The sequence below is a fragment of the Halarchaeum grantii genome, assembly GCF_014647455.2.
GTDB classification, from domain to species: domain Archaea; phylum Halobacteriota; class Halobacteria; order Halobacteriales; family Halobacteriaceae; genus Halarchaeum; species Halarchaeum grantii.
Genome location: NZ_BMPF01000003.1, coordinates 186,042 through 210,627, shown reverse-complemented (window position 1 = coordinate 210,627; position 24,586 = coordinate 186,042). Strand labels below are relative to the sequence as shown.

Below are 24,586 nucleotides of genomic sequence, written 5' to 3'. Positions count from 1 at the left end.
CCACGTGCGGCCGTTCGGGGCGGCGCTGCCGGCGTGGGGCCTCTGTGGAGGACGTCGATGCGCCCGCACGTCGCGTGCCTAGAACAGCGGACTCGTCCCGACGCCCGTCCCGAGGGCGGTATGAGTCCCGCGACGAACACGACGACGAACTGCTGAACCAGCACGCGACGACACGGGCCGCCGACGACTATGACAAAAATGTATGTTAGGCACGCTAAAACGGTGGTGACTGCGTGGTCTGAGCGCGGTCTACTAGCTATACGATCCGCTGTCGGGGCGTTCGCGCACCCAACTTTCGAATCCGAAGTCGAGTCGCGGCTATCCTTATGGCCGCTAATGCGAAGTGGATTGAACGAGGAGGCCGTAGAGACGACCATGACCCGTACCGAGCGCATCGACGTGCAGGGGATGTCCTGTGCGAACTGCTCGGCGACCATCGAGGACGCGCTTTCGGCCCTCGACGGCGTCGAGGCGGCGAGCGCGAACTACGCGACGGACGAAGCGAGCGTCGAGTACGACCCCGACGTGGTGTCGCTCGCGGCGGTCTACGACGCCATCGCGGACGCGGGCTACACGCCGGTGGACGAGACGGTCACGGTGACCATCACCGACATGTCGTGCGCGAACTGCTCGCAGACCGTCCACGACGCCCTCCTCGACACTCCCGGCGTCGTCGAGGCCGACGTGAACTTCGCGACGGACGAGGCGCGCGTCCGCTACAACCCCGCCGAAGCCACCCGCGACGACCTCCACGACGCCATCGAGGGCGCGGGCTACTCGCCCGTCCGCGAGACGGGCGACGAGGCGGACGGCGAGAGCGCCGCGAGCGCCGCCCGGACGGCCGAGGTCCGCAGACAGCGGCGCCTCACGCTCTTCGGTGCCGCGTTCGCCGTCCCGCTCTTCGCGCTGATGCTCGAGGGCCTCCTCGCTCCCGACCTCCTCCCCGAGGCGATTCCGAGCACGGGCCTCCCGATCGAGGTCGTCGGCTTCCTCCTCGCGACGCCCGTCCAGTACCTGCTGGGCAAGGAGTTCTACGCGAACTCCTACACGGCGCTCGTGAAGAACCGCACCGCGAACATGGACGTCCTCATCGCGCTCGGTTCCTCCACCGCCTACCTCTACAGCGTCGCAACCCTCCTGACCCTCATCCCGGGCGGCACCTACTTCGACAGCGCCGTCTTCATCCTCACGTTCATCACGCTCGGCAACTTCCTCGAAGCGCGCTCGAAGAGCCAAGCCGGGAAAGCCATCGAGTCCCTCCTCGAGATGGAGGCCGACACCGCGCGCGTCCTCGAGGACGGCGAGGAGCGGGACGTCGACCTCTCCGAGGTCGAGGTGGGCGACCGCCTCGTCGTCAAGCCCGGCGAGAAGGTCCCGACGGACGGCATCGTCGTCGAGGGCGAATCGGCGGTCGACGAGTCCATGGTCACCGGCGAGTCCGTCCCCGTCGAGAAGGCGCCCGGCGACGACGTCGTGGGCGGCACCGTCAACGAGAACGGCCGCCTCGTCGTCGAGGCCACGAAGGTCGGCCGCGAGACCGCGCTCCAGCAGATCGTCCAGACCGTTCGGGAAGCCCAGTCCCGTCAGCCGGAGGTGCAGAACCTCGCCGACCGCATCTCCGCCTACTTCGTCCCCGCCGTCATCGCGAACGCCCTCCTCTGGGGCCTCCTCTGGTACGCGTTCCCGCAGGTGCTCGCGGGCGTCGTCGACTGGCTCCCGCTCTGGGGGCTCGTCGCGGGCGGTCCCGCCGTCGCCGGCGGCACCGTCAGCGTCCTCGAGTTCGCCGTCGTCGTCTTCGCCTCGGCGGTGCTCGTCGCGTGCCCCTGCGCGCTCGGTCTCGCCACCCCGGCCGCGACGATGGTCGGCACGAGCCTCGGCGCGACCAACGGCATCCTCTTCAAGGGCGGCGACGTCCTCGAGCGCGTCCGCGACGTCGACACCGTCGTCTTCGACAAGACCGGCACCCTCACCGAGGGCGAGATGACCCTCACCGACGTCGTCGCGCTCGACCGGACGGCCGCCCCGGACGGTGGCGAGCGACTCGACGAGTCGCGGGTGACGTCGGGGCTTCGCTCCGACGGTGGCGAGCGACTCGACGGCGGTACCGTCGCAGTCACCGAGGGCGGCGCGGACGGCGCGCTCTCCGACCCCGAGACCGACCTGCTGTACGCCGCCGCGAGCGCGGAGGCCGGGAGCGAGCACCCGCTCGCGGAGGCCATCGTCGACGGCGCGAAAGAGCGCGGCCTCGACCTCGCGACGCCCGAGAGCTTCGAGAACGTCCCCGGGAAGGGCGTGCGGGCCCGCGTCGACGGCCGCGACGTCCTCGTCGGGAACCCCGGCCTCCTCGAGGACGCGGGCGTCGCCGTCGACGCCGCCGCCGACGCGCGCGAGCGCCTCGAGTCCGAGGGGAAGACCGCGATGCTCGTCGCCATCGACGGCGACTTCGCGGGCGTGCTCGCCACCGCCGACGAGGTGAAGGAGAGCGCGAAGCGCGCCGTCGCCGGCCTCCAGGAGCGCGGCCTCACCGTCAGGATGCTCACCGGCGACAACGAGCGCACCGCGACCGCCGTCGCCGCCGAACTCGGCATCCCCGCCGAGGGCGTCCGCGCGGGCGTCCTCCCCGACGAGAAGGCCGACGCCGTCGAAGCGATTCAGGCGGACGGCGCGCGTGCGATGATGGTCGGTGACGGCGTGAACGACGCGCCCGCACTCGCCGCCGCGTACGTCGGCGCCGCCATCGGCTCCGGCACCGACGTCGCCATCGAGGCGGCGGACGTCACCCTGATGCGCGACGACCCCGAGGACGTCCTGAAGGCCATCAACGTCTCCGACGCCACCCTCCGGAAGATCAAGCAGAACCTCTTCTGGGCGCTCGGCTACAACACCGTCCTCATCCCGCTCGCGTCGCTCGGCCTCATGATGCCCGCGCTCGCCGCCGCCGCGATGGCGTTCTCGAGCGTCAGCGTCCTCTCGAACAGCCTCCTGTTCAGGCGGTACGACCCGTCCGAAGAGTACCACGTACTCTGAGGACTGTCGTGCCCAGCAGGACTCTGTCCTGCGTTGGTACAATCCGGACGAGCCGTATTCAGTGCTGTAGGCGGTTCCGGCAAACGGAAACGTTTACGCGCGGGACGCCGGTAGCGGGCGATATGTCCCGTCTGGAAGAACGACCCGCCGGTCAGCCCCGGGGATGACGCGACGCGCGTCCGGTCCCGTGGGCGTGACGGCGCTCGTCAGCGCCGACCACTTCGTCTCGCACGTCTTCCTGCTGGCGCTTCCGCCGCTCTTCCCGCTCATCGCGGGGACGTTTCGGGTCTCGGAGACGCGTCTCGCGGTGAGCGTGACGCTCATCTTCGTCGCGCAGTTCCTCTGTCAGGTGCCGGCGGGCGAGCTTGTCGACCGGGTCGGCGGGAAGCGCGTCGTCGTCGGCGGCCTCGCGCTGACGAGCGTCAGCATCGGCCTCGCGGGGTTCGCGACGGCGTACTGGCAGGTGCTCGCGTGCGCGTTCGTCTCCGGCGTCGGCCAGTCGCCGTTCCATCCGGCGAACTACGCGCTCCTCGACGCCGCCGGTGACGCCGCGAGCGAGGGCAGGCAGTTCAGCCTCCACTCCTTCGGCGGCTTCGTCGGGTTCGCGGCCGCGCCCGTGCTGACGACGGGCATCGCGGCGCTCGCTGACTGGCGGAGCGCCCTCGTGGCGATCGGTATCGGCGGCTTCGTCTACGCGCTCGTCCTGCTCGTCGCGCTCGCGCCCGTCCACCGCCGCGTCCTCCGCGCGTCCGTCACGGAGACGGGGGACGACGCGGGGTCGCGCTTCGGGAGTATCGCCCTCCTGAAGCGCCCGCTCGTCGCCGGGATGTTCGCGTTCTTCCTCCTCGTGACGCTCGCGGACACCGGCCTCCAGACGTACACGACGGCGTTCGCAGTGAACGGTCTCGGGTTCTCGACGGTCGTCGGGAACAGCGCGCTCACGGGCTTCCTCGCCGTCACCGCCGTCTTCGTCCTCGTCGGCGGGTGGGTCGCGGACCGCTACGACGTCTTCGCGCTCATCGTCGGCGGCGTCGCGTGGTCCGCGCTCGCGCTCTGGGCGGCGCTCGCGCTCGCCCCCGGGTCGACGGGCTTCGTCGTCGCGTGGGCGGTGGCGGGCGCGGGCTTCGGCGTCTCGCTCCCGGCGCGCGACCGCATCACGAACGCGCTCTCCGGTGCGGCGGACACCGGGAAGAGTTTCGGCCTCGTCTACACCGGTCTCCCCATCGGCGGCGCGCTCGCGCCCGTCCTCCTCGGCGCCGTCATCTCGGGCTTCTCCTACGGCGCCGCGTTCGCCGTCGTCGCCGGCTTCTTCTTCGCGGGCGCGCTCGTCGCCCTCGCGCTCCGTCGCGTCCGGCCCTGACGGTCGACGCGCGAAACCGGCCCTAGTGTTAAGAACGGGTACCGTTCACCTGCCGACCGTGTACGTCCCGCCGAACGCGCTCGCGCGGGTGACGTTCGTCCTCCTGCTCGGGGGCTGTGTCGCCGTCGCGCTCGCGCTCGCCCTCCTCGTCTAGCCCTGCGGGTTCCCCTCACTGACCCCGAGCACCTCCACGTCGTCCCCGACGGTGAGCGTCGCGCCGGTCGTCCCCTCCGGAACGGCCGTGTTCACCATGAGCTGGTAGTAGCCGCGCTCGTACCACGACTCGTCCGCCCACGCGGGGAGCGTCGCCTCGCGCTTCTCAACGAACGTCCGCTGGAACTCGGGGTCGCGCTCGCCCGTCCGGGAGTCGCGCGTCGGGACGACGCAGCGCGAGCACGGGTTCGTCCCCTCGAAGACCGCATCCCCCACGCGAACGCGCACCGTGTGCTCGCGGTCGGCGTAGAGGCGGTCCTCCCAGAAGGCGGGGACGCCGCCGATTTCGAGGTTCGGCCGGAAGCGGCGGCGCACCTCCCCTATCGGGAGGTCGAACCACGACCCGATCTCGCGCAGGGTCGCCGTCGAGATGACGGTCGGCCCCGAGGCGGTCGTGTCGTCCGGGTAGCCCCCGCGCTCGGCGTGCTCGAACGCCACGTCGTAGCCGTAGTGGGCGGTGAGCCACGCGGCGGCCCCCTCGCGGTCGTCGGCGTCCGCGAGGCGGAACGATTCCGCATCTCGCTCGCCGTCCCGGTCGCGGAGGACGAGCGTGTCGCCGTCGTCCGCGTAGGTCGCGTCGATACGGTGGACGGCGGCTTCGCGCTTCCCGTTCACGTACTCGCCCTCGGCGTCGACGACGGCGTACGAGCGGTCGACGCCGAGGCCCCCGTCCGGCCGAACGGTCGTCCGCGTGCGCTCGAGTGGGTTGAGCGACTTCACCGGATACACGCGGATTCGGGCGACGTGCGGGCTGATACTCCGCTCGGTCATCCGTCCGCCTCCTCCTGTTCGGCGTCGATGCGCTCGACGAGGGCTTCGCGGTGCTCGCGGCGGTCGTCGAGCGCGAGGTCGCGCAGGCCGCGCTGGTCGTCGTCCGGGCACGCGACGTCCGGGACCTCCACGGGGGTCTCGTCGTCGTCGAGCGCGACGAACGTGAAGAACGCGGTGGTGACCTCCCACTCCTCGCCGGCCTCGGGGTCCTCCGCGCGGACGGCCGCGCGGACGCTGACGCTCGTGCGCCCGGTGTCGAAGACGAACGACTCGACGGTGACGACGTCGCCGACGTCGATGGGCGCGTGGAAGTCGATGTGGTCGATGCTCGCGGTGACGACCTGCCGGCCGGCGAAGCGCCGGCACGCGACGGAGGCGACGACGTCCATCCACTCGAGGATGCGGCCGCCGAACGCGCGATTGAGGTGGTTCGTGTCGGTCGGCATGAGCACTTCGGTCCGCTCGGTGAACGACCGGGCGAGCGGCACGGTATCGGACATGCGGGCGGCTACGGCGCCTCGGAAGTTAAAACGCGACGGGTCGCCGCCGACACCACCCTGTCCGCTGTTTCGCTAGTCGCTCGCTTCCGCGCCGAGGTCCCGATAGAGCGCGCGCGCCCGGCGTGGCTCGCCGACGAGCGCCGGCGACGGGGCGACGTGCTCGCGGAGGTCGTCGAGGTCCGCGAGGAGGCGCTGATAGCGCTCGTCGTCGGCGAGCGCGGCGGCGTCGTGGGCGGCTTCGAGGGCGGCGCGCTTCGCCGCGAGCGCGTAGTAGCGCGCGACCGCCGCCTCGTAGCTGTGGCGGTCGAGGAGCGCGGCGACCGCGTCGCCGACGCGCTCGGGGCCGACGGGCTTCACGAGGTAGTCGTCGATGCCGGCGTCGACGATGCCGAGGCCGGGGTCGACGGCGGTGACGGCGACGACGAACGCGCCGTCCGTCGCGTCCTCGAGTTCCGAGAGGGCGTCGAGGCCGTCACCGTCGGGGAGCCGGCGGTCGAGGACGACGACCGAGACGGACGCGTCGGCGGTGTCGAGCGCGTCCGCTATCGTCGCCGCACCCCGCGCGTCGTAGTCGTCGCCGAGCGCGTGCACGTACAACTCCCGCAGTCCCGGGTCGTCCTCCACGACGAGCACTCCGTGTGCCACCCCACACGTCATAGAGAGAGCGTACGCTGGTCGCGTATAGGTATCTTTCCCCTGCCATATGCCGACACGGGCGCAGGGCCGTCGCCGCCGCTCATCCGCCGATCGCGTCCCCGACGCGGCGGACGACGGCGGGCGCGGCGGCCGCGAGGTGGGTCGCGGTGGCGTACTGCGCGTAGAGGGAGCGGCCGGGCATCGAGGTGTGTTCCTCGCGGACGTGCCGGTCGGCGCTCCGGAGCGGATTGCGGACGTAGGCCGCGAGGCGTCGCGCGAGCGGCGTCGGCGAGGTGTCGAGGAGGGCGCGCAGCCCCTCGACGGCGGCGGTGCGCTCCGCGCTGATCGGATCCACTGACTCGGGGAGCGTGTACGCGCCCTCCGCAACGGCGGCCTCCGCGTCGGCGAGCGCGCGGTCCGCCGCGAGCGCGCGCATCGCCGGCACGACGGCGGCGGCGTACCGGCCCGCCTCCCGGTGTGTGACGGCGCCGCGCGCGCCGATCCACCTGTCACGCGCGAGGTCAGTGAGGAGTCTCTCGGCCGGGGTGCCCGCGACGTCGCGCTCGAACCCGCTCGTCACCGTCCCCCAGTCGGGAGCGTCCGCGTGCGATTCGACGTCCGCGACGAGCGACCCCGAGACGCGCGCGAAGCGCCGCCCGTACTCCCTCGGGCCGTCGAGCGTCGACGCGTAGCGCTCGCGGAGGCGGCGGGCGTCCGCGGCGTACGCGCGCCCCCACTCGACGCCGGAGGCGCGTTCCGCGACGTGGAGCACGGTGTTCTGGTACTCCCGGCGGCGGTCCGCGTCCCCGATGAGTCGGGCGCCGGTCCGCGCCCACCCCTCGATGCGGGCGTGTTCGGCGAGCGCCCCGACCGGGTCGTCCGGCGGGCCGACGTACCGGTAGTCGGCGAGGAACGCCTCGGCCTCGCGGCGGTGGCGCTCGCGGCGCGCGGCGACCGCCGATGCGTCGAGGTCGCCGTCGAACGCCGCGAGGCCGGCGTGAGCGAACATCGCCTCCGAGCGTGGGTGCGTGAGGCCGGCGAGCGCGTCCATGCTGGCTTCGACGTCCCCGGTCAGGGCGTCCCGTGCCGACTCCCGCTCGCGCGCGAGTTCGTCGCGGACGACGTCGTTCGGGACGCGCGAGACGTCGGCGTCGTTGAGGAGCGAGTGGACGCGCTCGCGGGCCGCGACGAGGTCCTCGTGCGCCGGCGCGACGGGTTCGGCGGCCAGTACCGTCGGGAGGTCGCCGGGGAGTTCGGCGAGCGCGGACTCGTCGTACTCGACGCTGGACTCGCCCGAGAGCGGGTTCAGGGAGCTACAGCCCGCGAGCGCGCCGGTGAGCGCGGTGCCGGTCGCGGCGAGCACCGCGCGGCGACTCCGTCGCGTCACGTGGACTCACTCCCGTTCCGGTAGCGCTCGGGGACCCGGCCGCAGTCGCCGCCGGAGCCGACGGAGAGGCCGCGGTACTCCTCACCGGTGAAGGGGAGGCGGACGAACGCGGCCGCGTGGTCGCGCTCGCGGCGCTCGCAGGCGGTGTGGGCGTCGCGGACGACGCGACAGCACTCCACGTTCGGGCTCCCGTCCGGGTCGCGGGCGACGTACTGCACCGCCAGCCGGTAGCACTCGCCGATGCGCGTCTGGTAGGCGATGACGGACTCGCTCGCGTAGTCGGTCTCCGCGACGAGACGTCGGACTGCGGCGGCGTTCGAGGCGTCGTCCGCGAGCGCCAGCGCCTCGGCGTCGGACTCGCTCTCGAAGGAATGGATGGTGAACGGCTCCGTGGTCGTCGCCGCCTCGTCGGTGTCCTCGCGGGGCGCGACGACGGGCGCGCGCTCGCCCGTCGAGCGGGTGACGACGGCCGTGTAGTCGGTGACGAGCGTGCCGCCGTCGGGCGGCGAACTGTGCGTCTCGGACGCGCTACAGCCGGCGAGCGCGCCGACGGCGGCGGTACCGACGCCGCAGAGGAGGGCGCGTCTGGTGGTGGAGGGCATCGCACTTCGACGATGCCCGCGAGGCGACAAGAAAGCTAGTGGTCAGTGCTCGCCCGTCCCCGCGCCGGGTTCGGGCGTCTCGACGCCTTCCTTCGTGCGGATGCGCCACCCGGTGAAGCCCATGACGAGGAGGATGGCGGGGCTGAGGAAGCCGAAGAAGTAGTAGGGGGCGTAGCCGAGGACGTGGAAGCCGAGGCCGCCCGAGGTGGTGAGGTCGAGGCCGATGGGGACGACCCCGAGGACGCCCGCCATGTAGACGCCGCCGGAGTTCCACGGGACGAACGCGCTCGTCGTGGTGCCGGCGGCCTCGACGGCGCGTGAGAGGTTCGCGGAGTCGAGGCCGAAGTCGTCGTAGAGGCCGCGATAGGTCATCCCGGGGACGACGATGCTGATGTACTGGTCGGCGGCGAGGACGTTCATGGAGAACGCGGTGACGGCCGTCGTCGCGGTGAGCGAGCCGACCGAGCGCGCGCGCTTCGCGATGGCGTGTGCGACGGCGGCGAGGACGCCGGAGCGCGTGAGCATCCCGCCGAGCGCGAGCGCCGCGAGGACGATGGTGACGACCCACGACGCGCCCGTGAGCCCCGAGGAGCCGAGGAGCGAGTTCACGAGGTCGGACGCCGTGTCGGGGGACGTCCCGCTCTGTGCGATGCTGAACGCGCGCGTGATCGGTCCGGGGTGGAACGCGAGCGGGTCGGTGGTGACGACCGGACTGCCCTGAAAGACGATGGTCGTGAGGATGCCCGCGAAGACGCCGGTGCCGAGCGACGGGAGCGCGGGGATGCCGTAGAGCGCGAGCGCGAACGTGATGACGAGCGGGAGGAGGACGTAGAGGCCGACGTCGTAGCTCCCGGCGAGCGCGCCGCGAATCGACTCGACTTGCCCGGCGGGGATGGCGCCGCCGGCGCGGAGGCCGAGGACGGCGTAGGCGACGACGGCGATGGCGAACGCGATGAGGGTGCCGACGCGCATCGCGTCGACGTGCTCGAAGAGGTCGGTCTCGGTCGCGGCGGCGGCGAGGTTGGTGGTGTCGGAGAGCGGGCTCTGCTTGTCGCCGGCGTACGCGCCGGAGAGGATCGCGCCGGCGGTCATCGGCGCGGGAATGCCGAGGCCGTGGCCGATGCCGATGAACGCGACGCCGAGCGTCCCCGCCGTCGTCCACGAGGAGCCGATTGCGAACGCGACGACGGCCGCGAGGACTGCGGCGACCGGGAGGAAGACCTTGGGGGTGAGGAGGCCGAGGCCGTAGTACATGATCGCGGGAATCGTCCCCGCCGCGATCCACGTCGCGATGAGCGCGTAGACGACGAAGAGGATGAGCACCGCCTGCAGGCCCATCACGATGCTGTCCGCCGCGCCGTCGTAGAGGTCGCGCCACGAGAGGTCGAACCACCAGCGCGCGCAGAGCGCGGTGAACGCGATCCCCAGTAGCAGGGGGAACTGCGGGTCGAGGTCGAAGACGAGCTTCCCGACGCCGAGGAAGAACAGCATCCCGACGACGGGCACGAGCGCCTGCCAGATCGCGGGCCGGCGCTCCTCGGGGAGGTCCTCGTAGGAGAGCGGGTCGAAGTCGAGGTCGTCGCTACTCATCGTCGATACCCCTCCGGTCGGAACGCTGACGGGCACGTCATGGCTGTGGCTCTACTCCGCGTTCGTGGGCGGGACGGCTTGTGCGTGTCGAAGCGCGGCCGCGTCGCTCGGCGGCGCGAAAACGCGAGCAGTCACCGCGACACCGTGTCGTGAAACCGCTCAGGAGACGAACGTGAGGCCGTCACCGACGGCGGGGTGGCACTCCGCGCAGACGTAGCCGTCGAACCCGCGCTCGGTGTGTTTCCAGAGCTGTCGTGGCGAGCCACCGCAGCGGTCACACGTGGGCATCGCACCCGTGGGTTTCCCACACGGGAGTATAGTCGTTGCGCTCGCCACAATGCGCCCCTCGCCACCGACGGCCCCCGACGCAGTCTGCGATTCTCAGAAGTCGGGAATCTGGTTGCGGTACTATGACACACCCGGCCGTTGGTCCACGTACGCGACCGGGGTGACCCATCATGCAGGCAACGACTACGGCCGTCGGCCGAGAACGCGAAACGAGCGACACGACCACCGAGCGTGCGGACGTCTGTCCCGAATGCGGGGCGGGGCTCGAACGCGACGCCGCGCGCGGGGAGGTCTCCTGTCGGGAGTGCGGGCTCATCGTCGACGAGGACGTCGTCGACCGCGGCCCCGAGTGGCGCTCGTTCGATGACGGCGACGAGAGCCGGTCCCGCGTCGGCGCTCCGACGACGAACCTCATGCACGACAAGGGACTGAGCTCCGTCATCGGCTGGCAGGACAAGGACGCCTACGGCCAGCGCCTCTCCGGGCGCAAGCGCCGCCAGCTCGCACGCCTGCGCAAGTGGGACGAGCGCTTCCGCGCCCGCGACGACCAGGAGCGGAACCTGAAGCAGGCGCTCGGCGAGGTCGAGCGGATGACGAGCGCGCTCGGCCTCCCGAAGAGCGTCGGCGAGACGGCCGGCGTCGTCTACCGGCGCGCGCTCGACGAAGACCTCCTGCGCGGGCGCTCCATCGAGTCCGTCGCGACGGCGAGCGTCTACGCGGCCGCCCGGCAGGCCGGCGTCCCCCGCAGTCTCGACGAGGTGGCGACCGTCTCGCGGGTCGACCGCCTGCGCGTCCAGCGCGCCTACCGGCAGGTGAGCCGCGAGCTCGGCCTCGAAGTCCCGCCGACGGACCCGCGCGAGTACGTCGAGCGCTACGCGAGCGACCTCGACCTGCCGAGCGAGACGGTGCGCGTCGCCCGCGACCTCCTCGACACCGCCATCGAGGCGAACGTTCACAGCGGGAAGAGCCCGACGACGATGGCGGGGGCGGCCGTCTACGCCGCCGCGCGCCTCACGAACCGCTCCGTCACGCAGGAGGACGTGAGCGAGGTGGCGAACGTCGCGCGCGTCACCATCCGCTCGCGCTACAAGGAGCTCCTCGAAGTGCAGGAGCCGGCCGACTGAATCGGCGGGACGGCATCCTTCCGTTTTCCTCGCCCCCGAGCGTCGGCTACGGCGTCGCCTCCACGCGTGCGTCGAGCGACGCCGAGACGGCTCGGACCACCGCATCGAAGGCGTGGCATTCGTGCTTGCTGACGTACCCGGTCGCGCCAGCCGCGTCGGCACCCTCGCGGACGGCCGCCGACTCACAGCCCGTGAAGAGGACGAAGGGGAGGTCGCCCGCGCGACGCCGCGCGACGCACAGCAGGTCGAGACCGGTCATCGCGGGCATCTCGTGGTCGCTCACGACCGCGTCGGCGCGACCGAGGGACTCGATGGCGGCGCGCGGGTCGACGCGCACCTCGACGTCGACGCCCGGGAGCGCCTCGCGGAGGTGGGTCGCGGTGAGGGTCGCGAACGCCCGGTCGTCGTCGACGACGAGCACCGTCCGCTCCGAGTCGGTCATACGCGTCGACAGGAGGGGGACACCCAAAAAGCGTGAGCGTCGTTCAGACGCGTTCCGGGCGCTAAACGGTCGTGAACGGTCCGAAACTGTCGCGAGCGCGTTCCGAACGGACTAACCCGCGCGGGGGGCAACGTCCACCGTGAACGTGCAGACACTCGCCTCCCGCCGGTTCGCTGCGGCCGTCGCAGCCGCTGTCATCGGGGCGTTCGGCGCGTACTTCCTGGTGGTCGCGCTCGTGCCCGACCTCTTCGGTCGGTGGTCGCACGACGCGATGGCGGCCGTCGTCGCGGCGGCGACGCTCGGCTTCGGCGTCGCGTTCGCGGCGCGCGCGGCACGCGGGGACGGGCCGACGGCGTGGCGCCTCGCGGACGCCGTCGTCGCCGTGGTCTGTCTCGGTCTCGTCGCGCAGACGGCGTCGTTCGCGCTCGGCGCCCCGCTCGCCGTGAGCGCGGACAGCGCGTCGGTCGCGCTCGTCCACCTCGTCCTCTGGGCGGGCCTCGTGAGCACCGCCGTCCTCCTCCGCGCGGGCTTCGCCGTGGCCGAGGGGACGGTGGTCGAGGGGTCGCGCGAGCGCTAGTCCGAGCCGAGCGTCGCTCACCCGGCCGAAGCGGCCGATCGCACGGTTAATCCGGACGCGCGCCGAACACGTGGCACTACTCGGATGCGCAGGCTCCCCGTCGCACCGGACCGCCTCCTCGCGGCCGTGTTCGCGCTCGCGCTCCTGAGCGCGGCGTTCCTCACCCTCCACGAGACGATGCACCCGTTCGTCGTCTCCGTCCTCCAGCCCGTGGCGTACGCCGCGCTCTGGCTCTTCCTCGGCATCTACGGCGGCGCGACGCTCTTCTGGACGTACGAGCTGGTCCAGTCCCATCGCGAGTACGAGCCGCCGGACGTCGTCTACGGGCCCGAGGCCTGCCAGATACGCATCCTCACCGTCGACGCCGAGGACGTCGTGCAGGAGACCGTCGACGCCATTCCGGACGGCGTCGCGCCCGGCGAGCGACACGTCATCGCCGAGGCGCCCATCGACGTCGCGGGCGCGACGGTGCACGTCGTCCCCGACTCCTTCACGTGCGACGCCTCGGACAAGGGTCGCGCGCTCGAGTGGGCGCGCCGCGAGCTCTCCTGCGAGCGCGAGTTCGTGCTCTTCCTCGACGAGGACACGCACGTCCGCGAGTTCGAGGGGTTCCCGGACGCGGACGTCGTCCAGTTCCGCGAGTGGCCCGAGTACACCGGCTCGACGCTCGCGTTCTGGTGCGAGCTCGTCCGCATCGGCTATCAGGCCGAACAGCAGGGCTTCGGGCTCCCCGGCGTGCCGCTCTACGCGTGGGGCGGCGGCATCGCGGTCCGCGCGAGCGTCGAGGACGACGTGGGGTGGGCGTACCCGACGCTCATCGAGGACACCGTCTTCGTCTGGCGCGCGGTCCTCGAACACGGCGCGGAGTACGTCGTCCTCCCGGACCGCTTCCGGAATCAGGCGCCCCCGTCCGTCCGGGCGCTCGTCGAGCAACGCCGCCGCTGGCTCGCGGGGTCGCTGCGCGACGAACCCGTCCTCCCGAAGCGCTATTGGGCGCTCTTCGCTCTCCGGAACGTCACGTGGGCGTTCTCGCCGGTCGCGCCGTTCCTCCTCCTCTTCCTCGGCCTGCTCCCAGGGACGATGCCGTATCGCGGGCTCTATCACGTGCTCTCGTGGGGACTGCTCGCGTACACGCTGGTCTGGCTGGTTCGCGCGTGGCGCTACTACGGCGGCCTCGGCTACCGGCACCTGCTCGCGGTGCCGCTCTACCCGCTCGTCGTCTCGCTGCACTCGCTCGGCGCGGCGTGGGGGCTCGTGGACGAACCCGAGGGGTTCGAGCGCACGGAGAAGGAGTGAGCGCGGGCGCGAGGGGACGCCGACCGCCTCCGCGCGTACGCGCGCCTCACTCGGCGCCCCGACCGAGGACGGCTGAGCGGAACGCGGCCGTCGCCGGTGGCTATTACTGTCCGCCCCACGTTCGTCCGGTGATGCGCAAGTTCACCGTCGGCCGGGTGTGGGACATCCCCATCCGAATCGACCTCTCGCTCGTCGTCTTCCTCCCCATCCTCGCGTGGCTCCTCGGCTCCGAGGCGCAGATCGACGCCTACGCCGGCATCGTCAACGCCGTCGCGCCGACGGCGTTCGCCGTCGAGGTGCTGCACGCGGGCTCGAACCCGTGGCTCATCGGCGTCTTCGCCGCCGTCGGCCTCTTCGTCGGCGTCGCCCTCCACGAACTCGGGCACGCCTACGCGGGGGCGCGCTACGGCGTCCAGACCGAGTCCATCACGCTCTGGCTCCTCGGCGGGTTGGCGAGCCTCTCGAACATCCCCCGCGAGCCCGAGAAGGAGTTCACCATCGCGCTCGCCGGCCCCGTCACCAGCCTGCTCGTCGCCGCCGTCTGCTATCTCGGCCTCTACGCCGTCCCCGCCTCGCTCCCGGTCGTCGGCTTCATCGTCGGCTGGCTCGCCATCAGTAACGCGCTCCTCGCGGGCTTCAACCTCCTGCCCGCGTTCCCGATGGACGGCGGGCGCGTCCTCCGCGCCTACCTCGCGCGCTCGCGGCCCTACGCCGTCGCCACCCGGACGGCCGCGCGCGTCGGCGTCGCGTTCGCCGTCGCGTTCGCCGTCTTCGGCGTCCTCTACTTCAGCCCGCTCTTCCTCCTGCTCGCGTGGTTCGTCTACAGCGCCGCGACCGGCGAGTCCCGAACCGTGCTCCTCGACGACCTCCTCGAGGGCCTGACGGTCGGCGACGTCGTCGCGGACACGCCGACCATCGACGCGGAGGCGAGCGTGCAGTCGTTCGCCGACCGGATGCTCGCCGACCGGCGCACCGAGTACGCCGTCACGCGCGACGGCGCCGTCGTCGGCCTCGTCGCGATGGCCGCGCTCAAGCAGGTGCGTGACGTCGAGCGCGACGCCTATCACGTCGAGGAAGTGATGCGCAGCGACCTCCCGACCGTCGAGCGCGACGCGGACGCCTTCGAGGCGCTCGCCGTCCTGAACGAAGGGAACGTCGGCGCGGCGTTCGTCAAGCACGACGGCGAGCGCGTCGGCATCGTCACCCGGAGCGACTACGTCAGCCTCCTGCAGGCCCGGCAGGCGTTCGGCGTGACCGTGCCCGCCTAGAGCGAAATCGTCCGGCGCGTCCCGCCCGTCGCGTCCGTCAGCGCACGCGTCACGCGGTGGCGCTCGTCGCCGACTCGCACTGCGACCCCGTACCTCCGGAGGTCCGCGCGCTCCCACGCCGGCCGCTCGCTCTCCATCACGCCGTCCGGCGTCGGCGTCGGTGCGTCCGTCGTCTCCTGCTGGTCGTCCGTGATAACGAGCACCCGGTGAGCGCGCTCGCGCCGAGCGCCGCGAGGAGCGCGCAGGGCCGTAGTCCACGGCCGGGGTTCACGCCGGCGCTCAGTACCCCCAGCGGAGCCCCGACATCGACGCGACGATGGCGAGCATCAGGACGAGTTCGACCATGCTCAGCATGCCGTACCTCGCGTTCAACTCAGCGAGGCGCTCGTGGTCGGTGTCGGCGGCGGCGAGCTCGTCAAACATCCCGATGGTGAAGGTGTGGAGCGGCCCGAAGCCGAGGACGAGGAGCGCGATGCCGAGGCCGAGCGCCGCCCAGAGCGCGGGCGTGGGTGACGCCCACATTCCGAACATGGCCGCGAGGCCGATGCCGGAGCCGATGACACCGACGGAGAGCGGCTCCATGAGGAGCGTCATCTTCGGCACGAACCCGCGCGCGAACTCGGCGTTCGCGTCCTCGGAGAGGCCGCCCATCACGGGCCCGAGGACGACCGCGCCGATGACGGACGTCCCGAACCAGAACGCCCCGAGGAAGAGGTGGACGGCGAACATCAACTCCACGCTCCCCGAGAGGTAGCCGACGACCGGGAGCGCGAGCGGGACGGCGACCGCACCGACGGCGAACCGTCGGTCGGCGGCGTCCGCCATCTGCCCGTAGCGCTCGCGTCGCGTCTCCGGCCGCGTCGAGTCGACTAGCGACAACTGCTATCACCCAACATAGCCGAGGCGTCATCGGACTATCAGATAAATCTGTCGCAGAGCCGTCACGCGACCGGATGCGGGGGGCGACCGCTCAGGTCGCGACCGGACCGCGATGCGCTCGCCGACCGCCGAGCGCGCGGGCCGTCCGCGCGCTCGCTACCAGTCGAGGCTGCCGCCGGACTGGTACTCGGTGACCTGCGTCTCGAAGAAGTTCTTCTCCTTGTTCAGGTCGACCTGCTCGCTCATCCACGGGAAGGGGTTGGCCGTCCCGTACTCCTCGGCCATGTCGAGCTGGCCGAAGCGGCGGTCCGCGACGTACTCGACGTACTCCGCGAACTGCTCGGGGCTCATCCCGAAGACCTCCTGCGGGCAGGCCTCGCGGGCGTATATCTGCTCGAGGGTGACGGCCTCCGTGATCATCTCCCGGATCTCCTCGTCGAAGCTGTCGGTCCAGACGCCGGGGTTCTCCTCGCGGATCTGGTTGATGAGGTCGACGCCGAAGCCCACGTGGAGGGACTCGTCGCGCATGATGTACTCGAACTGCTGGCCGACGCCCACCATCTTGTTCTGGCGCTTCAGCCCGAGCATCATCGCGAACCCCGCGTAGAAGAAGAGGCCCTCCATGACGACGTAGAAGCCGACGAGGTCGCGCAGGAGGTCGCGGACGTCATCCTCCGTCTCCAACTCGAAGTCGGGGTCGTCGACGGCGCGCGTCAGGTCGACGACGAACTCGTCCTTCTGCTGGATGGCGGGGATGCGGTCGTACATCCCGTAGAGGTAGTCGGGCTCGAAGCCCAGCGAGTCACAGCAGTAGATGAAGGTGTCCGTGTGAATCGCCTCCTCGTAGGCCTGCCGGAGGAGGTACTGGCGACACTCCGGCGCCGTCACGTAGTCGTAGATGGCGAGGACGATGTTGTTCGCCGTCAGGGATTCGGCCGTCGAGAAGAACCCGAGGTTCCACTCGACGAGCTGGCGTTCGGCCTCGGAGAGCGCGTCGCCCTGCCACTGGGCGACGTCGTCCTGCATCGGGATCTCCTCCGGCACCCAGTTGTTGTTCACGCCGGCCTCGTAGTACTCGCGCGCCCAGTCGTAGTCGATGGGCAGTATCTTGTTCGGGTCGTGCTCGTCGTCGTGGTTCAGGACAGGCATAGCGGTATAGTGGGTGTTATTGGCAGGCGTCGCAGGTCGGGTCTTCGACCGCGCAGAGCTCTGTGTCGTCGTCGGTTCGCTCACCGCCGTCCGTCGCGGCCGTCGCGTCGTCGTCGCGGTGCTGGGTCTTCCCGTACTCGTCCATGTCGAGCGTGGACTTCTCGATCTGGGAGGCACCGAGCGTCCGCAGGTAGTACGTCGTCTTCACGCCCATCTCCCACGCGCGCGTATAGACGTCGTCGAGCAGGCTCCCGTCCGTGCTCGGGAAGAAGACGTTGTGCGAGACCGATTGGTCGATCCACGTCCCCCGGTGGGCGGTGAGGTCGAGCTGGTGGCGCGGGTCGATCTCGAAGGCGCCGCGATAGAGTTCCTTCAGGTCCTCGGGCACCGCCTCGAGTTCCTGAATGGAGCCGTCGTGGAACTTGATGCGGTCGCGCGTCTCCTCGGTCCACAGGTCGAGTTCCTTCAGGTCCTCGACGAGGCGGTCGTTGACGACCGTGAAGTCGCCGCTCATGTTCGACTTCACGTAGAGGTTCGAGTAGATGGGCTCGATGGACGGCGTCGTGCCGTTGATCGTGGAGATGGTCGCCGTCGGCGCGATGGCCATCGTGTTCGAGTTGCGCATCCCGTGCTCGTCGACGTGCTCGCGGACGACGAACCAGTCGAGCGTCTCCTCCCGGTCGGTGGGGATCTCGCGGCCACGGGTCTCCTCGAGGCGGTCCACGGTATCCTGCGGGAGGACGCCCCGGTCCCACTTCGACCCCTCGTAGGAGTCGTAGGTGCCGCGCTCCTTCGCGAGCCGCGAGGACTCGAGGATCGCGTGGTAGGAGACGAGCTCCTGCCAGCGGTTCGCCTTCTCGATGGCCTCCGAGGAGTTCATCGGAATCCCGCACTCCATGAGCGCGGCGTGGAAGCCCATCGTCCCGAGGCCGATGGGGCGATGGCGCATGTTCGAGCGCTCGGCCTTCTCCGTCGGGTAGAAGCAGAGGTCGACGACGTTGTCGAGCATCCGCATCGCCGTCTCGATGGTGTCGCCGAGGCGCTCGCGGTCGAGCTCCGCGTTCTCGACGTGCGTCTCGTAGTTGACGCTCCCGAGGTTGCAGACCGCCGTCTCCTCCTCGCTCGTGTTCAGCGTGATCTCCGTGCAGAGGTTCGAGGAGTGGATCGTCCCCGCGTGGTCCTGCGGCGAGCGGACGTTACAGGGGTCCTTGAACGTGATCCACGGGTGGCCGGTCTCGAAGAGCCGCGTGAGGGTCTTGCGCCAGAGGTCGGCGGCGTCCACGACCTCGTACTCGTCGATCTCGCCCTCGCGGGCGGCCTCCTCGTAGGCCTCGTAGCGCTCGCGGAACTCCTCGCCGTAGGTCTCGTGGAGCTCCGGCACCTCGTCGGGGCTGAAGAGCGTCCACTCCTCGTCCTCCTGGACGCGCTCCATGAAGAGGTCGGGCACCCACGCCGCCGTGTTCATGTCGGGGGTGCGCCGACGCTCGTCGCCCGTATTTCGCTTCAAGTCGAGGAAGTCCGGGTAGTCGGCGTGCCACGCCGCGAGGTAGGCGGCGGCGGCGCCGCGTCGCTTCCCCGAGCGGTTGATGGCGCCCGTGACGTCGTTCGAGATGCGGAGGAAGGGGACGGTGCCCGTGGACTCGACGCCCGTCGAGGAGATGCGCGCGCCGGCGGCGCGGACGTTCGTCCAGTCGTTGCCCAGCCCCCCGGACCACTTCGAGAGCGTCGCGTGCTCCTTGTACGCGTCGAAGATACCTTCGAGGTCGTCCGGAACGGTCGTGAGGTAGCAGGAGGAGAGCTGCGGGTGGGTGGTACCCGCGTGGAAGAGGGTCGGCGAGGAGGGCGTGAACTCGAGCTTCGAGAGGACGTCGTAGAACTCCTCGGCGCGCGCGTTCGGGTCGTCCTCCTCGAGGGCGAGGCCCATCGCGACGCGCATCCAGAAGGCCTGCGGGAGCTCCATGCGCTCGTCGTCGGCGGTCTTCAGGAAGTAGCGCTGGTAGAGCGTGTCGAGCGCCATGTACTCGAAGTTGCCGTCGCGGTCGGGTTCGAGGGAGTCGGCGAGGCGTTCGAGGTCGAAGCGCGTGAGCATGCGTTCGTCGAGGATGTCGCGTTCGACCATCTCCGCGATGTTCTCGCGAAAGGTGGCGCGATACGTCCGGTCGCGCTCGTAGCCGGTGGCGTCCTCGCCGGCCACCTCGCGGAAGTACTTCTGCAGGAAGACGTCGGCGGCGACCCGCTTGTAGACCGGGTCGCGCTCGACGCGCGCGGTGAGGGTGTCGATGGCGGCCTCGTAGACCTCCTCCGTGGAGGCCCCCTCGTAGAGGGCGTGGGCGGCCTCGTCGACGAGGTCGGTGAGCGTGTCGTCGGTGACGACGTCCCCGTGGCCCTCGCGGGCGCGCTCGAGGACGTCGCGTACGGTCTCTCGTGTCTGGGTCTGTGTCTGACTCATGGTGGATAGTCGCCGCCGCCCGACAGCGTCGCCACTGGTGGTGTGTTCTGTCGGTCGTGCGGTGATGTCTCTATCCGCGAAAACGGCCGTTGTAGTGCCCTTCGGCCGTCTCCGGCGGTACTACACCCTGTGTATCCGGGTGCGAATAAAGGTTTGCAAGTGGCCTTTCAGTACTACAAACAGAGTTGAATTACGCCGAGGTGCGGTCGTTCAGCCACTCTCTGCGGCGTTCCAGCGCCCGCCGCGCGAACTCGGTGAGCCGGTACTCGTTCGCCCGTCCCTCACCGGGGCGCTTGTCGATGAACCCGGACTCCGTGAGCTGATCGAGGTTCGTGTAGACGTGACTGTGGTTGACTGTCGTCCCGTAGTACGACTCCAGCGCGTCCTCCGTCGCGAGGCCGTTGCACGGTTCGCGCTCGTAGAGGACCCAGAGGATGTCGCGCTGGAACCCGGAGAGGTCGGCCATCGCGGCGTCGTGCTCTCGGTGGCTCGACCGCGAACGGCCATCGGTGGTGTCGTCACGTGGCATTGTGGGTGTGGATGCCGGCCTCCGCCGGCGCTCTACCCGACTGTCGGCGCCCGACTAAATGAATGTTGTAGTCAGACCCACCACAGGAAGCGGACTCGCGGCGTCGCCCCCGAGTCCGGCGCCTGACGGGCGTCTACGCGACCGCCTCGCGGATCGCGTCCGCGAGCGTGCCGAAGCTCCCCACGTCCTTCTGGACGAACGCCGCCGCGCCCGCCTCACGCATCTCGGAAGCCGTCTCCGGGTCGTCCATCCCCGTGAAGAAGACGACGGGGAGGCGCGGATGGCGCTCCGTGACCTCCGCCAGTAGTTCGGGGCCGCTCGTCCCCGGGAGCCGGTAGTCGAGAACGAGACAGACGACGTTGCCGTCCTCGAGGCGTTCGAGCGCGGCGTCGCCCGTCCGAACGCTCTCGACGGCGTAGTCGATGTCTCGCGAGAGTCGGAGTTCGACGAGTTCCGCGAAGTCGCGGTCGTCGTCGACGTAGAGGACTGTCCCAGTCGGCATACACCTAGGTGCGCCGCCGGCCGCCTTTGTTCTTCCCCCCGTCGATGGCCGCCGCGCGGCCGTTCCCCGGCGTCCGTGTCCGGACGTGTGACGGCTATCGAGCGCGCTCGAACGACGAGACGGTGGGTATCGACGCTTTCACACCACTCACGCGTCCGTCCCGCCTCAGAGAAGCACGTCGGCGGTTCCCGTCAATATCCGCCGGATCTTCGGTGCCGCGGAGAACCCTGACCGCACACGCAATCCTTTACGTGTCGGGGGGGTAAGAGCCGGGTAGAACGATGCCAGCGGACTTCCCCGACTACCTCGACGTCGACTACAGCGACGGCGAGGGCGAAGACCCAGCCGACTATCCGAACCTCGAAGACAAGATAGAGAAGGCCGTCGACGTCGTCCAGACGGGCCTCGAGGAGTACGAGAACCCCGCCATCATGTGGACCGGGGGGAAGGACTCCACGCTCACTCTCTACTTCGTGAAGGAGGTCGCCGAGGAGTACGGCTACGAGATGCCGCCCGCCATCTTCATCGACCACTACCAGCACTTCGAGGACCTCCTCGACTTCGCCGAGCACTGGGCCGACGAGTGGGAGTTCGAGCTCATCTACGCCCGCAACGAGGACGTCGGTGACTACGTCGAGGCCAACGACCTCGACCCCGGCGACGACATCGACATCTCCGCGCTCTCCGAGCACAACCAGCATCACGTTCGGGAGATCCTCGAGTACGAGGAGGACACCTTCCCCTTCCTGCTGGACACCTACGTCGGCAACCACCTCCTGAAGACCGTCGCGCTCAACGACGCCCTCGAGGAGTACGACGTCGACGGCATCTTCTCGGGCATCCGCTGGGACGAACAGGAGGCGCGCGCCGACGAGACGTTCTTCAGTCCGCGCCACGACCCCGACATCTACCCGCCCCACGACCGCATCCAGCCGATCCTCCAGTTCGACGAGGCCGCCGTCTGGGACGCCTTCTGGCACTACGTCGTCCCCGAGAGCGTGCCCGGCTACCCCGACGAGGGCTACGTTCCGCAGGCCTACGACGACCTGCCGGAGGGCATCACCCACGAGGACATCCCCGTCAGCCCGAAGTACTTCAAGGGCTTCCGCTCGCTCGGCAGCGAAGTGAGCACTGACAAGGCCGACGACGAGCCGGCGTGGCTCCAGGACCTCGACAACACCACCGAGCGCGCCGGCCGTGCCCAGGACAAGGAGGACCTCATGGAGCGCCTCCGAGACCTCGGCTACATGTAACGCCCGGCGAGCACTCACTCACCCACTCACAGTTCCATGCCCGAGACAGACGCCACGGAGCGAACGTTCACGACCCGATTCGGTCGCCCGGACGCCGTTCTCGGAGCGATCGCCGTCCTCCTCGTGGCGGCGGTCTGTGCGGCGGTCCTCTCGCCGCTCGCCGCGATGCCGACGCTCGCCGTCGGCTGTCTCGGGTGTCTGGCCGTCATCGGCGAGGCGGTGTTCGTCCACCCGCCCGTGGACGGTTAAGCGTCCGCCGCGCGCGCCGGCACGCCGGTCACGGCGACGTAGCTCGCGAGCGCGGCGAGCAGGAGGCACGCGAGCACGAGCGCGCCACCCTCGTACGGTCCCGGGTGGACGCCGAGGACGCCACCGAGCGTGACCGCGACGGCGGCGGCGAGGAGACTACACCAGACGACGGCCGCCGCGACGAAACGCACGGCCCACGAGAGAAGCGACACACGACGTAGCGTCGGCGCCCGCGAGCAAAAAGGGGACGGCCACGCGTTAGTCGGCCGTCACGTCCGGCTTGCGATACGTCAGAACGACGCTTCGACGGACTCGACCACGCGCACGAGTCGCTCGCGGACGTCCGTGGCGACGGCCTCGACGTCGTCGTTCTCGACGATGCCGAGGAGGCGCTCCGGGTCCACGGCGCGCACGGCGACGCCGCCGTCGTCCGCGTAGACCACGACGTTACACGGGAGGAGCGCGCCGATACCGGGTTCGGCTTCGAGAGCGTCGTGCGCCAGCGGCGGGTTGCACGCGCCGAGGATGCGGTAGTCGCGGACCTCCGCGTCGAGCTTCTCCTTCATCGTCGCCTGCACGTCGACGTCGCAGAGGACGCCGAACCCCTCCTCGGCCAGCTCCTCCTCGGTCGTCGCGACGACATCCTCGAACGGTCCATCGACTCGCGTGTCGATCGTGTAGCTCACGCGCACGACTACGCCCGCCGACGACTTATACTCCACCGGCCGCACGGGTCGCGCGACGCCGCTCGACCCGCAGTCGGGCGATTCACCGCCCACTCCCCGAGCGGCCACGGAATGCCGACGACCGGGACGCACTCGCTCGGGTCGCACACGAGTCGAGAACCACGCTCCGGACGCACTCGGCGGGCGGGAGGAAACCCTTATGTCACTACATTACAAACTAGTGATGAATCCGGGGGACGACGGGGTCCGGAACCTACCATGGGAACCAGCACCGATTCACGGGGAGTGAGCAGCGTACTCGCCACGCTCCTACTGACGGGTATCGTCGCGATTACGGTGACGGCCAGCGGCGCCGCCTACATCGACCACTCGCTCGACGGGAGCGCCGCCGGCCACACCGTCGGGCAGGTCGACGTCAGCGCGAACGACACGACCGTCGACGTCGTCCACCTCGGTGGCGACAGCTTCGACCCCGACACGCTCGAGGCCGTCCTCAAGTCCGAGACCGACAGCGTCCGCGTCCCCTTCACCGACGGAACCATCGACGGCGGCGGCGACTTCGACCCCGCCTCGACGTGGCACTACGACTACAGCGACACGCTCGACGGCCACCTGACGAAGGTCTACGTCGTCTACACGCCGAAGAACGACGTCCTCGACGTCGAGCGCTTCACGAACACGACCACGCCCGTGACGAATGATGACAGTGACGTCGAGAGCGGTACCAGCGTCTGTCCGGTCGACTGGTCGGGAATCGGTACGGATGAGGCGTTCCTCGACACCAACGGGAACGGAGCGTATGACGCTGGTGAACCGACGCCCGATCTGGGTACCGGACTCGACACCGAGGTACCCCTGATCGTTCCGGAGAGCGTGACGATCCATCCGGATAAGGGCGCAGTAATCCGTGCGGACGAAATCTACTTCGCGGGAACGCTCGTGAACGCGAACAAGGGGCCGAAGGCCGGCATATCGCTCGTCGCACGCGGCTGTCTCCGTCTCGACGGTGCGGAAGTGGGGAACGACCGCGATCTAACCGAGGCCACGTTCTCTGGCGCGAACGTCGAACTCACGAACTCGACGGTACGCTCGAAGGGGCGCCTCGACATCAGCGCCGCGGACACGGTCTCTATTAGCAACTCGACAGTGACGGAGACGAAAGACGCGAAGAAGTCCGTGCTCTCGATTACTGGGACGAGCGTGGAAGTACGCGACAACTCGGAGATCATCAGTGACAGTCTCCTCAAGCTTACGGCGACGGGCGGCGAGCTCTCCGTTAAGGATTCGAGAATACACTCCGAGAAATCGCTCAATAATCCGACGCTCACGCTGACCGGGAACACGATGACCGCAGTTGATTCCTCACTCACCAGTTCAGGGCCTGCCGATATTGAGGCAACCTCCGGAACGCTCGACCTACGTAACGTGACGGTCCACTCCGAGAAATCGATGAACAGCGCGACGATAACGATGACTGGGGAGTCGGTTGTCGCGCCTGCCGTGGATGTCTCCACCCGAGGATCGATCGAGGTCAAAGCGACGGCTGGCGACGTCAACCTCTCTGCGTCGGACGTTGAAATCGATAAACGCGGGCAGCGTTCTCTCTCGATCACGGCCCACACCGGAGATATCGATCTCTCCGACGCCAGGTTCATGACCGGCGGAGGCCCGAACAACGTGATTGTCGCGACCGTCGACAACACTACGTACACGGTTGTCGTAACCGGCGCGACGTTCGAGGACGACGACAAACTCGACGTCGAACCCGACGGTGCCTCGACGGACACGGCGAAGACGACGTAACGCTCC

The 24,586-nt window shown here is 69.9% G+C and carries 25 protein-coding genes; 9 read left to right on the top strand and 16 right to left on the bottom strand.

The genetic code is table 11. The features are described 5' to 3' along the window. Positions 1 to 375 precede the first annotated feature (375 nt). Positions 376 to 3,027 (top strand): heavy metal translocating P-type ATPase, encoded by a 2,652-nt coding sequence (locus IEY12_RS10975; RefSeq protein ID WP_188883761.1) that lies wholly within the window; start codon positions 376 to 378, stop codon positions 3,025 to 3,027. A 163-nt stretch (positions 3,028 to 3,190) separates the two neighbouring features. Further along, positions 3,191 to 4,387: an MFS transporter gene (locus IEY12_RS10970; protein ID WP_188883760.1), complete on the top strand. Its 1,197-nt coding sequence runs from the start codon at positions 3,191 to 3,193 to the stop codon at positions 4,385 to 4,387. A 150-nt stretch (positions 4,388 to 4,537) separates the two neighbouring features. Here the strand turns inward: IEY12_RS10970 and IEY12_RS10965 are convergent, their stop codons facing one another. The 7 genes from IEY12_RS10965 to IEY12_RS15875 all read right to left on the bottom strand — a co-directional run bounded on the left by IEY12_RS10965 (position 4,538) and on the right by IEY12_RS15875 (position 10,374). Beyond that, the gene (locus tag IEY12_RS10965) at positions 4,538 to 5,371 is read right to left on the bottom strand and encodes an MOSC domain-containing protein (RefSeq protein WP_188883759.1); all 834 of its coding nucleotides are present in this window, start codon (positions 5,369 to 5,371) and stop codon (positions 4,538 to 4,540) included. Next, positions 5,368 to 5,871 (bottom strand): acyl-CoA thioesterase, encoded by a 504-nt coding sequence (locus tag IEY12_RS10960; protein WP_188883758.1) that lies wholly within the window; start codon positions 5,869 to 5,871, stop codon positions 5,368 to 5,370. Before IEY12_RS10960 ends, IEY12_RS10965 begins: the two co-directional genes overlap by 4 nt. A gap of 72 nt (positions 5,872 to 5,943) precedes the next feature. Continuing rightward, positions 5,944 to 6,528 (bottom strand): response regulator transcription factor, encoded by a 585-nt coding sequence (locus IEY12_RS10955; protein WP_188883757.1) that lies wholly within the window; start codon positions 6,526 to 6,528, stop codon positions 5,944 to 5,946. A gap of 79 nt (positions 6,529 to 6,607) precedes the next feature. Continuing rightward, positions 6,608 to 7,894: a hypothetical protein gene (locus IEY12_RS10950; protein WP_188883756.1), complete on the bottom strand. Its 1,287-nt coding sequence runs from the start codon at positions 7,892 to 7,894 to the stop codon at positions 6,608 to 6,610. Further along, a complete protein-coding gene (locus tag IEY12_RS10945) occupies positions 7,891 to 8,496 on the bottom strand; it encodes a hypothetical protein (RefSeq protein ID WP_188883755.1) in 606 nt (201 codons plus the stop codon). Before IEY12_RS10945 ends, IEY12_RS10950 begins: the two co-directional genes overlap by 4 nt. 42 nt (positions 8,497 to 8,538) lie before the next feature. Further along, on the bottom strand, positions 8,539 to 10,086 hold the full coding sequence (gene arcD, locus IEY12_RS10940; protein ID WP_188883754.1) for an arginine/ornithine antiporter ArcD: 1,548 nt from the start codon (positions 10,084 to 10,086) through the stop codon (positions 8,539 to 8,541). Between the two features lie 159 nt (positions 10,087 to 10,245). Further along, the gene (locus tag IEY12_RS15875; RefSeq protein WP_255494121.1) at positions 10,246 to 10,374 is read right to left on the bottom strand and encodes a hypothetical protein; all 129 of its coding nucleotides are present in this window, start codon (positions 10,372 to 10,374) and stop codon (positions 10,246 to 10,248) included. 170 nt (positions 10,375 to 10,544) lie between these two features. On the opposite strand from IEY12_RS15875, the gene IEY12_RS10935 reads away from it, so the two are divergent. Then, on the top strand, positions 10,545 to 11,498 hold the full coding sequence (locus IEY12_RS10935; RefSeq protein ID WP_188883753.1) for a transcription initiation factor IIB: 954 nt from the start codon (positions 10,545 to 10,547) through the stop codon (positions 11,496 to 11,498). Positions 11,499 to 11,544: 46 nt separating this feature from the next. Here the strand turns inward: IEY12_RS10935 and IEY12_RS10930 are convergent, their stop codons facing one another. After that, positions 11,545 to 11,940 (bottom strand): response regulator, encoded by a 396-nt coding sequence (locus tag IEY12_RS10930; RefSeq protein ID WP_188883752.1) that lies wholly within the window; start codon positions 11,938 to 11,940, stop codon positions 11,545 to 11,547. Between the two features lie 139 nt (positions 11,941 to 12,079). On the opposite strand from IEY12_RS10930, the gene IEY12_RS10925 reads away from it, so the two are divergent. The 3 genes from IEY12_RS10925 to IEY12_RS10915 all read left to right on the top strand — a co-directional run bounded on the left by IEY12_RS10925 (position 12,080) and on the right by IEY12_RS10915 (position 15,081). After that, positions 12,080 to 12,517 carry a hypothetical protein gene (locus IEY12_RS10925; RefSeq protein WP_188883751.1) on the top strand — a complete coding sequence of 146 codons (438 nt, stop codon included), beginning with the start codon at positions 12,080 to 12,082 and terminating at the stop codon, positions 12,515 to 12,517. 84 nt (positions 12,518 to 12,601) lie between these two features. Beyond that, complete coding sequence (locus IEY12_RS10920) at positions 12,602 to 13,813, top strand: glycosyltransferase family 2 protein (RefSeq protein WP_188883750.1); 1,212 nt, start codon at positions 12,602 to 12,604, stop codon at positions 13,811 to 13,813. A 131-nt stretch (positions 13,814 to 13,944) separates the two neighbouring features. Further along, positions 13,945 to 15,081 (top strand): site-2 protease family protein, encoded by a 1,137-nt coding sequence (locus IEY12_RS10915; protein ID WP_188883749.1) that lies wholly within the window; start codon positions 13,945 to 13,947, stop codon positions 15,079 to 15,081. Here IEY12_RS10915 and IEY12_RS10910 read toward each other — a convergent pair. The 6 genes from IEY12_RS10910 to IEY12_RS10885 all read right to left on the bottom strand — a co-directional run bounded on the left by IEY12_RS10910 (position 15,078) and on the right by IEY12_RS10885 (position 20,589). Beyond that, on the bottom strand, positions 15,078 to 15,284 hold the full coding sequence (locus IEY12_RS10910) for a hypothetical protein (RefSeq protein WP_188883748.1): 207 nt from the start codon (positions 15,282 to 15,284) through the stop codon (positions 15,078 to 15,080). The two genes, IEY12_RS10915 and IEY12_RS10910, sit on opposite strands and share 4 nt — an antisense overlap. Before the next feature lie 76 nt (positions 15,285 to 15,360). Continuing rightward, complete coding sequence (locus IEY12_RS10905; RefSeq protein WP_188883747.1) at positions 15,361 to 15,960, bottom strand: hypothetical protein; 600 nt, start codon at positions 15,958 to 15,960, stop codon at positions 15,361 to 15,363. Positions 15,961 to 16,116: 156 nt separating this feature from the next. Then, positions 16,117 to 17,193, bottom strand: coding sequence for a ribonucleotide-diphosphate reductase subunit beta (locus tag IEY12_RS10900; RefSeq protein WP_188883746.1), 1,077 nt, complete (start codon positions 17,191 to 17,193; stop codon positions 16,117 to 16,119). After that, positions 17,126 to 19,558 carry a ribonucleoside-diphosphate reductase subunit alpha gene (locus IEY12_RS10895; protein WP_188883745.1) on the bottom strand — a complete coding sequence of 811 codons (2,433 nt, stop codon included), beginning with the start codon at positions 19,556 to 19,558 and terminating at the stop codon, positions 17,126 to 17,128. The genes IEY12_RS10900 and IEY12_RS10895 overlap by 68 nt, the downstream gene beginning before the upstream one ends. Before the next feature lie 190 nt (positions 19,559 to 19,748). Continuing rightward, positions 19,749 to 20,087, bottom strand: coding sequence for a helix-turn-helix transcriptional regulator (locus IEY12_RS10890; RefSeq protein ID WP_229871194.1), 339 nt, complete (start codon positions 20,085 to 20,087; stop codon positions 19,749 to 19,751). 133 nt (positions 20,088 to 20,220) lie between these two features. Beyond that, positions 20,221 to 20,589: a response regulator gene (locus IEY12_RS10885; RefSeq protein WP_188883744.1), complete on the bottom strand. Its 369-nt coding sequence runs from the start codon at positions 20,587 to 20,589 to the stop codon at positions 20,221 to 20,223. A 281-nt stretch (positions 20,590 to 20,870) separates the two neighbouring features. On the opposite strand from IEY12_RS10885, the gene IEY12_RS10880 reads away from it, so the two are divergent. Next, positions 20,871 to 21,842 carry a phosphoadenosine phosphosulfate reductase family protein gene (locus IEY12_RS10880; RefSeq protein ID WP_188883743.1) on the top strand — a complete coding sequence of 324 codons (972 nt, stop codon included), beginning with the start codon at positions 20,871 to 20,873 and terminating at the stop codon, positions 21,840 to 21,842. 36 nt (positions 21,843 to 21,878) lie between these two features. Then, positions 21,879 to 22,091 (top strand): DUF8015 family protein, encoded by a 213-nt coding sequence (locus IEY12_RS10875; RefSeq protein WP_188883742.1) that lies wholly within the window; start codon positions 21,879 to 21,881, stop codon positions 22,089 to 22,091. Here the strand turns inward: IEY12_RS10875 and IEY12_RS10870 are convergent. Beyond that, positions 22,088 to 22,303: a hypothetical protein gene (locus IEY12_RS10870; RefSeq protein ID WP_188883741.1), complete on the bottom strand. Its 216-nt coding sequence runs from the start codon at positions 22,301 to 22,303 to the stop codon at positions 22,088 to 22,090. The two genes, IEY12_RS10875 and IEY12_RS10870, sit on opposite strands and share 4 nt — an antisense overlap. A gap of 78 nt (positions 22,304 to 22,381) precedes the next feature. Then, positions 22,382 to 22,777, bottom strand: a complete 396-nt coding sequence (locus tag IEY12_RS10865; RefSeq protein ID WP_188883740.1) for a DUF302 domain-containing protein — start codon at positions 22,775 to 22,777, stop codon at positions 22,382 to 22,384. 285 nt (positions 22,778 to 23,062) lie between these two features. On the opposite strand from IEY12_RS10865, the gene IEY12_RS10860 reads away from it, so the two are divergent. Next, positions 23,063 to 24,580 (top strand): hypothetical protein, encoded by a 1,518-nt coding sequence (locus tag IEY12_RS10860; protein ID WP_188883739.1) that lies wholly within the window; start codon positions 23,063 to 23,065, stop codon positions 24,578 to 24,580. Positions 24,581 to 24,586: the final 6 nt, after the last annotated feature.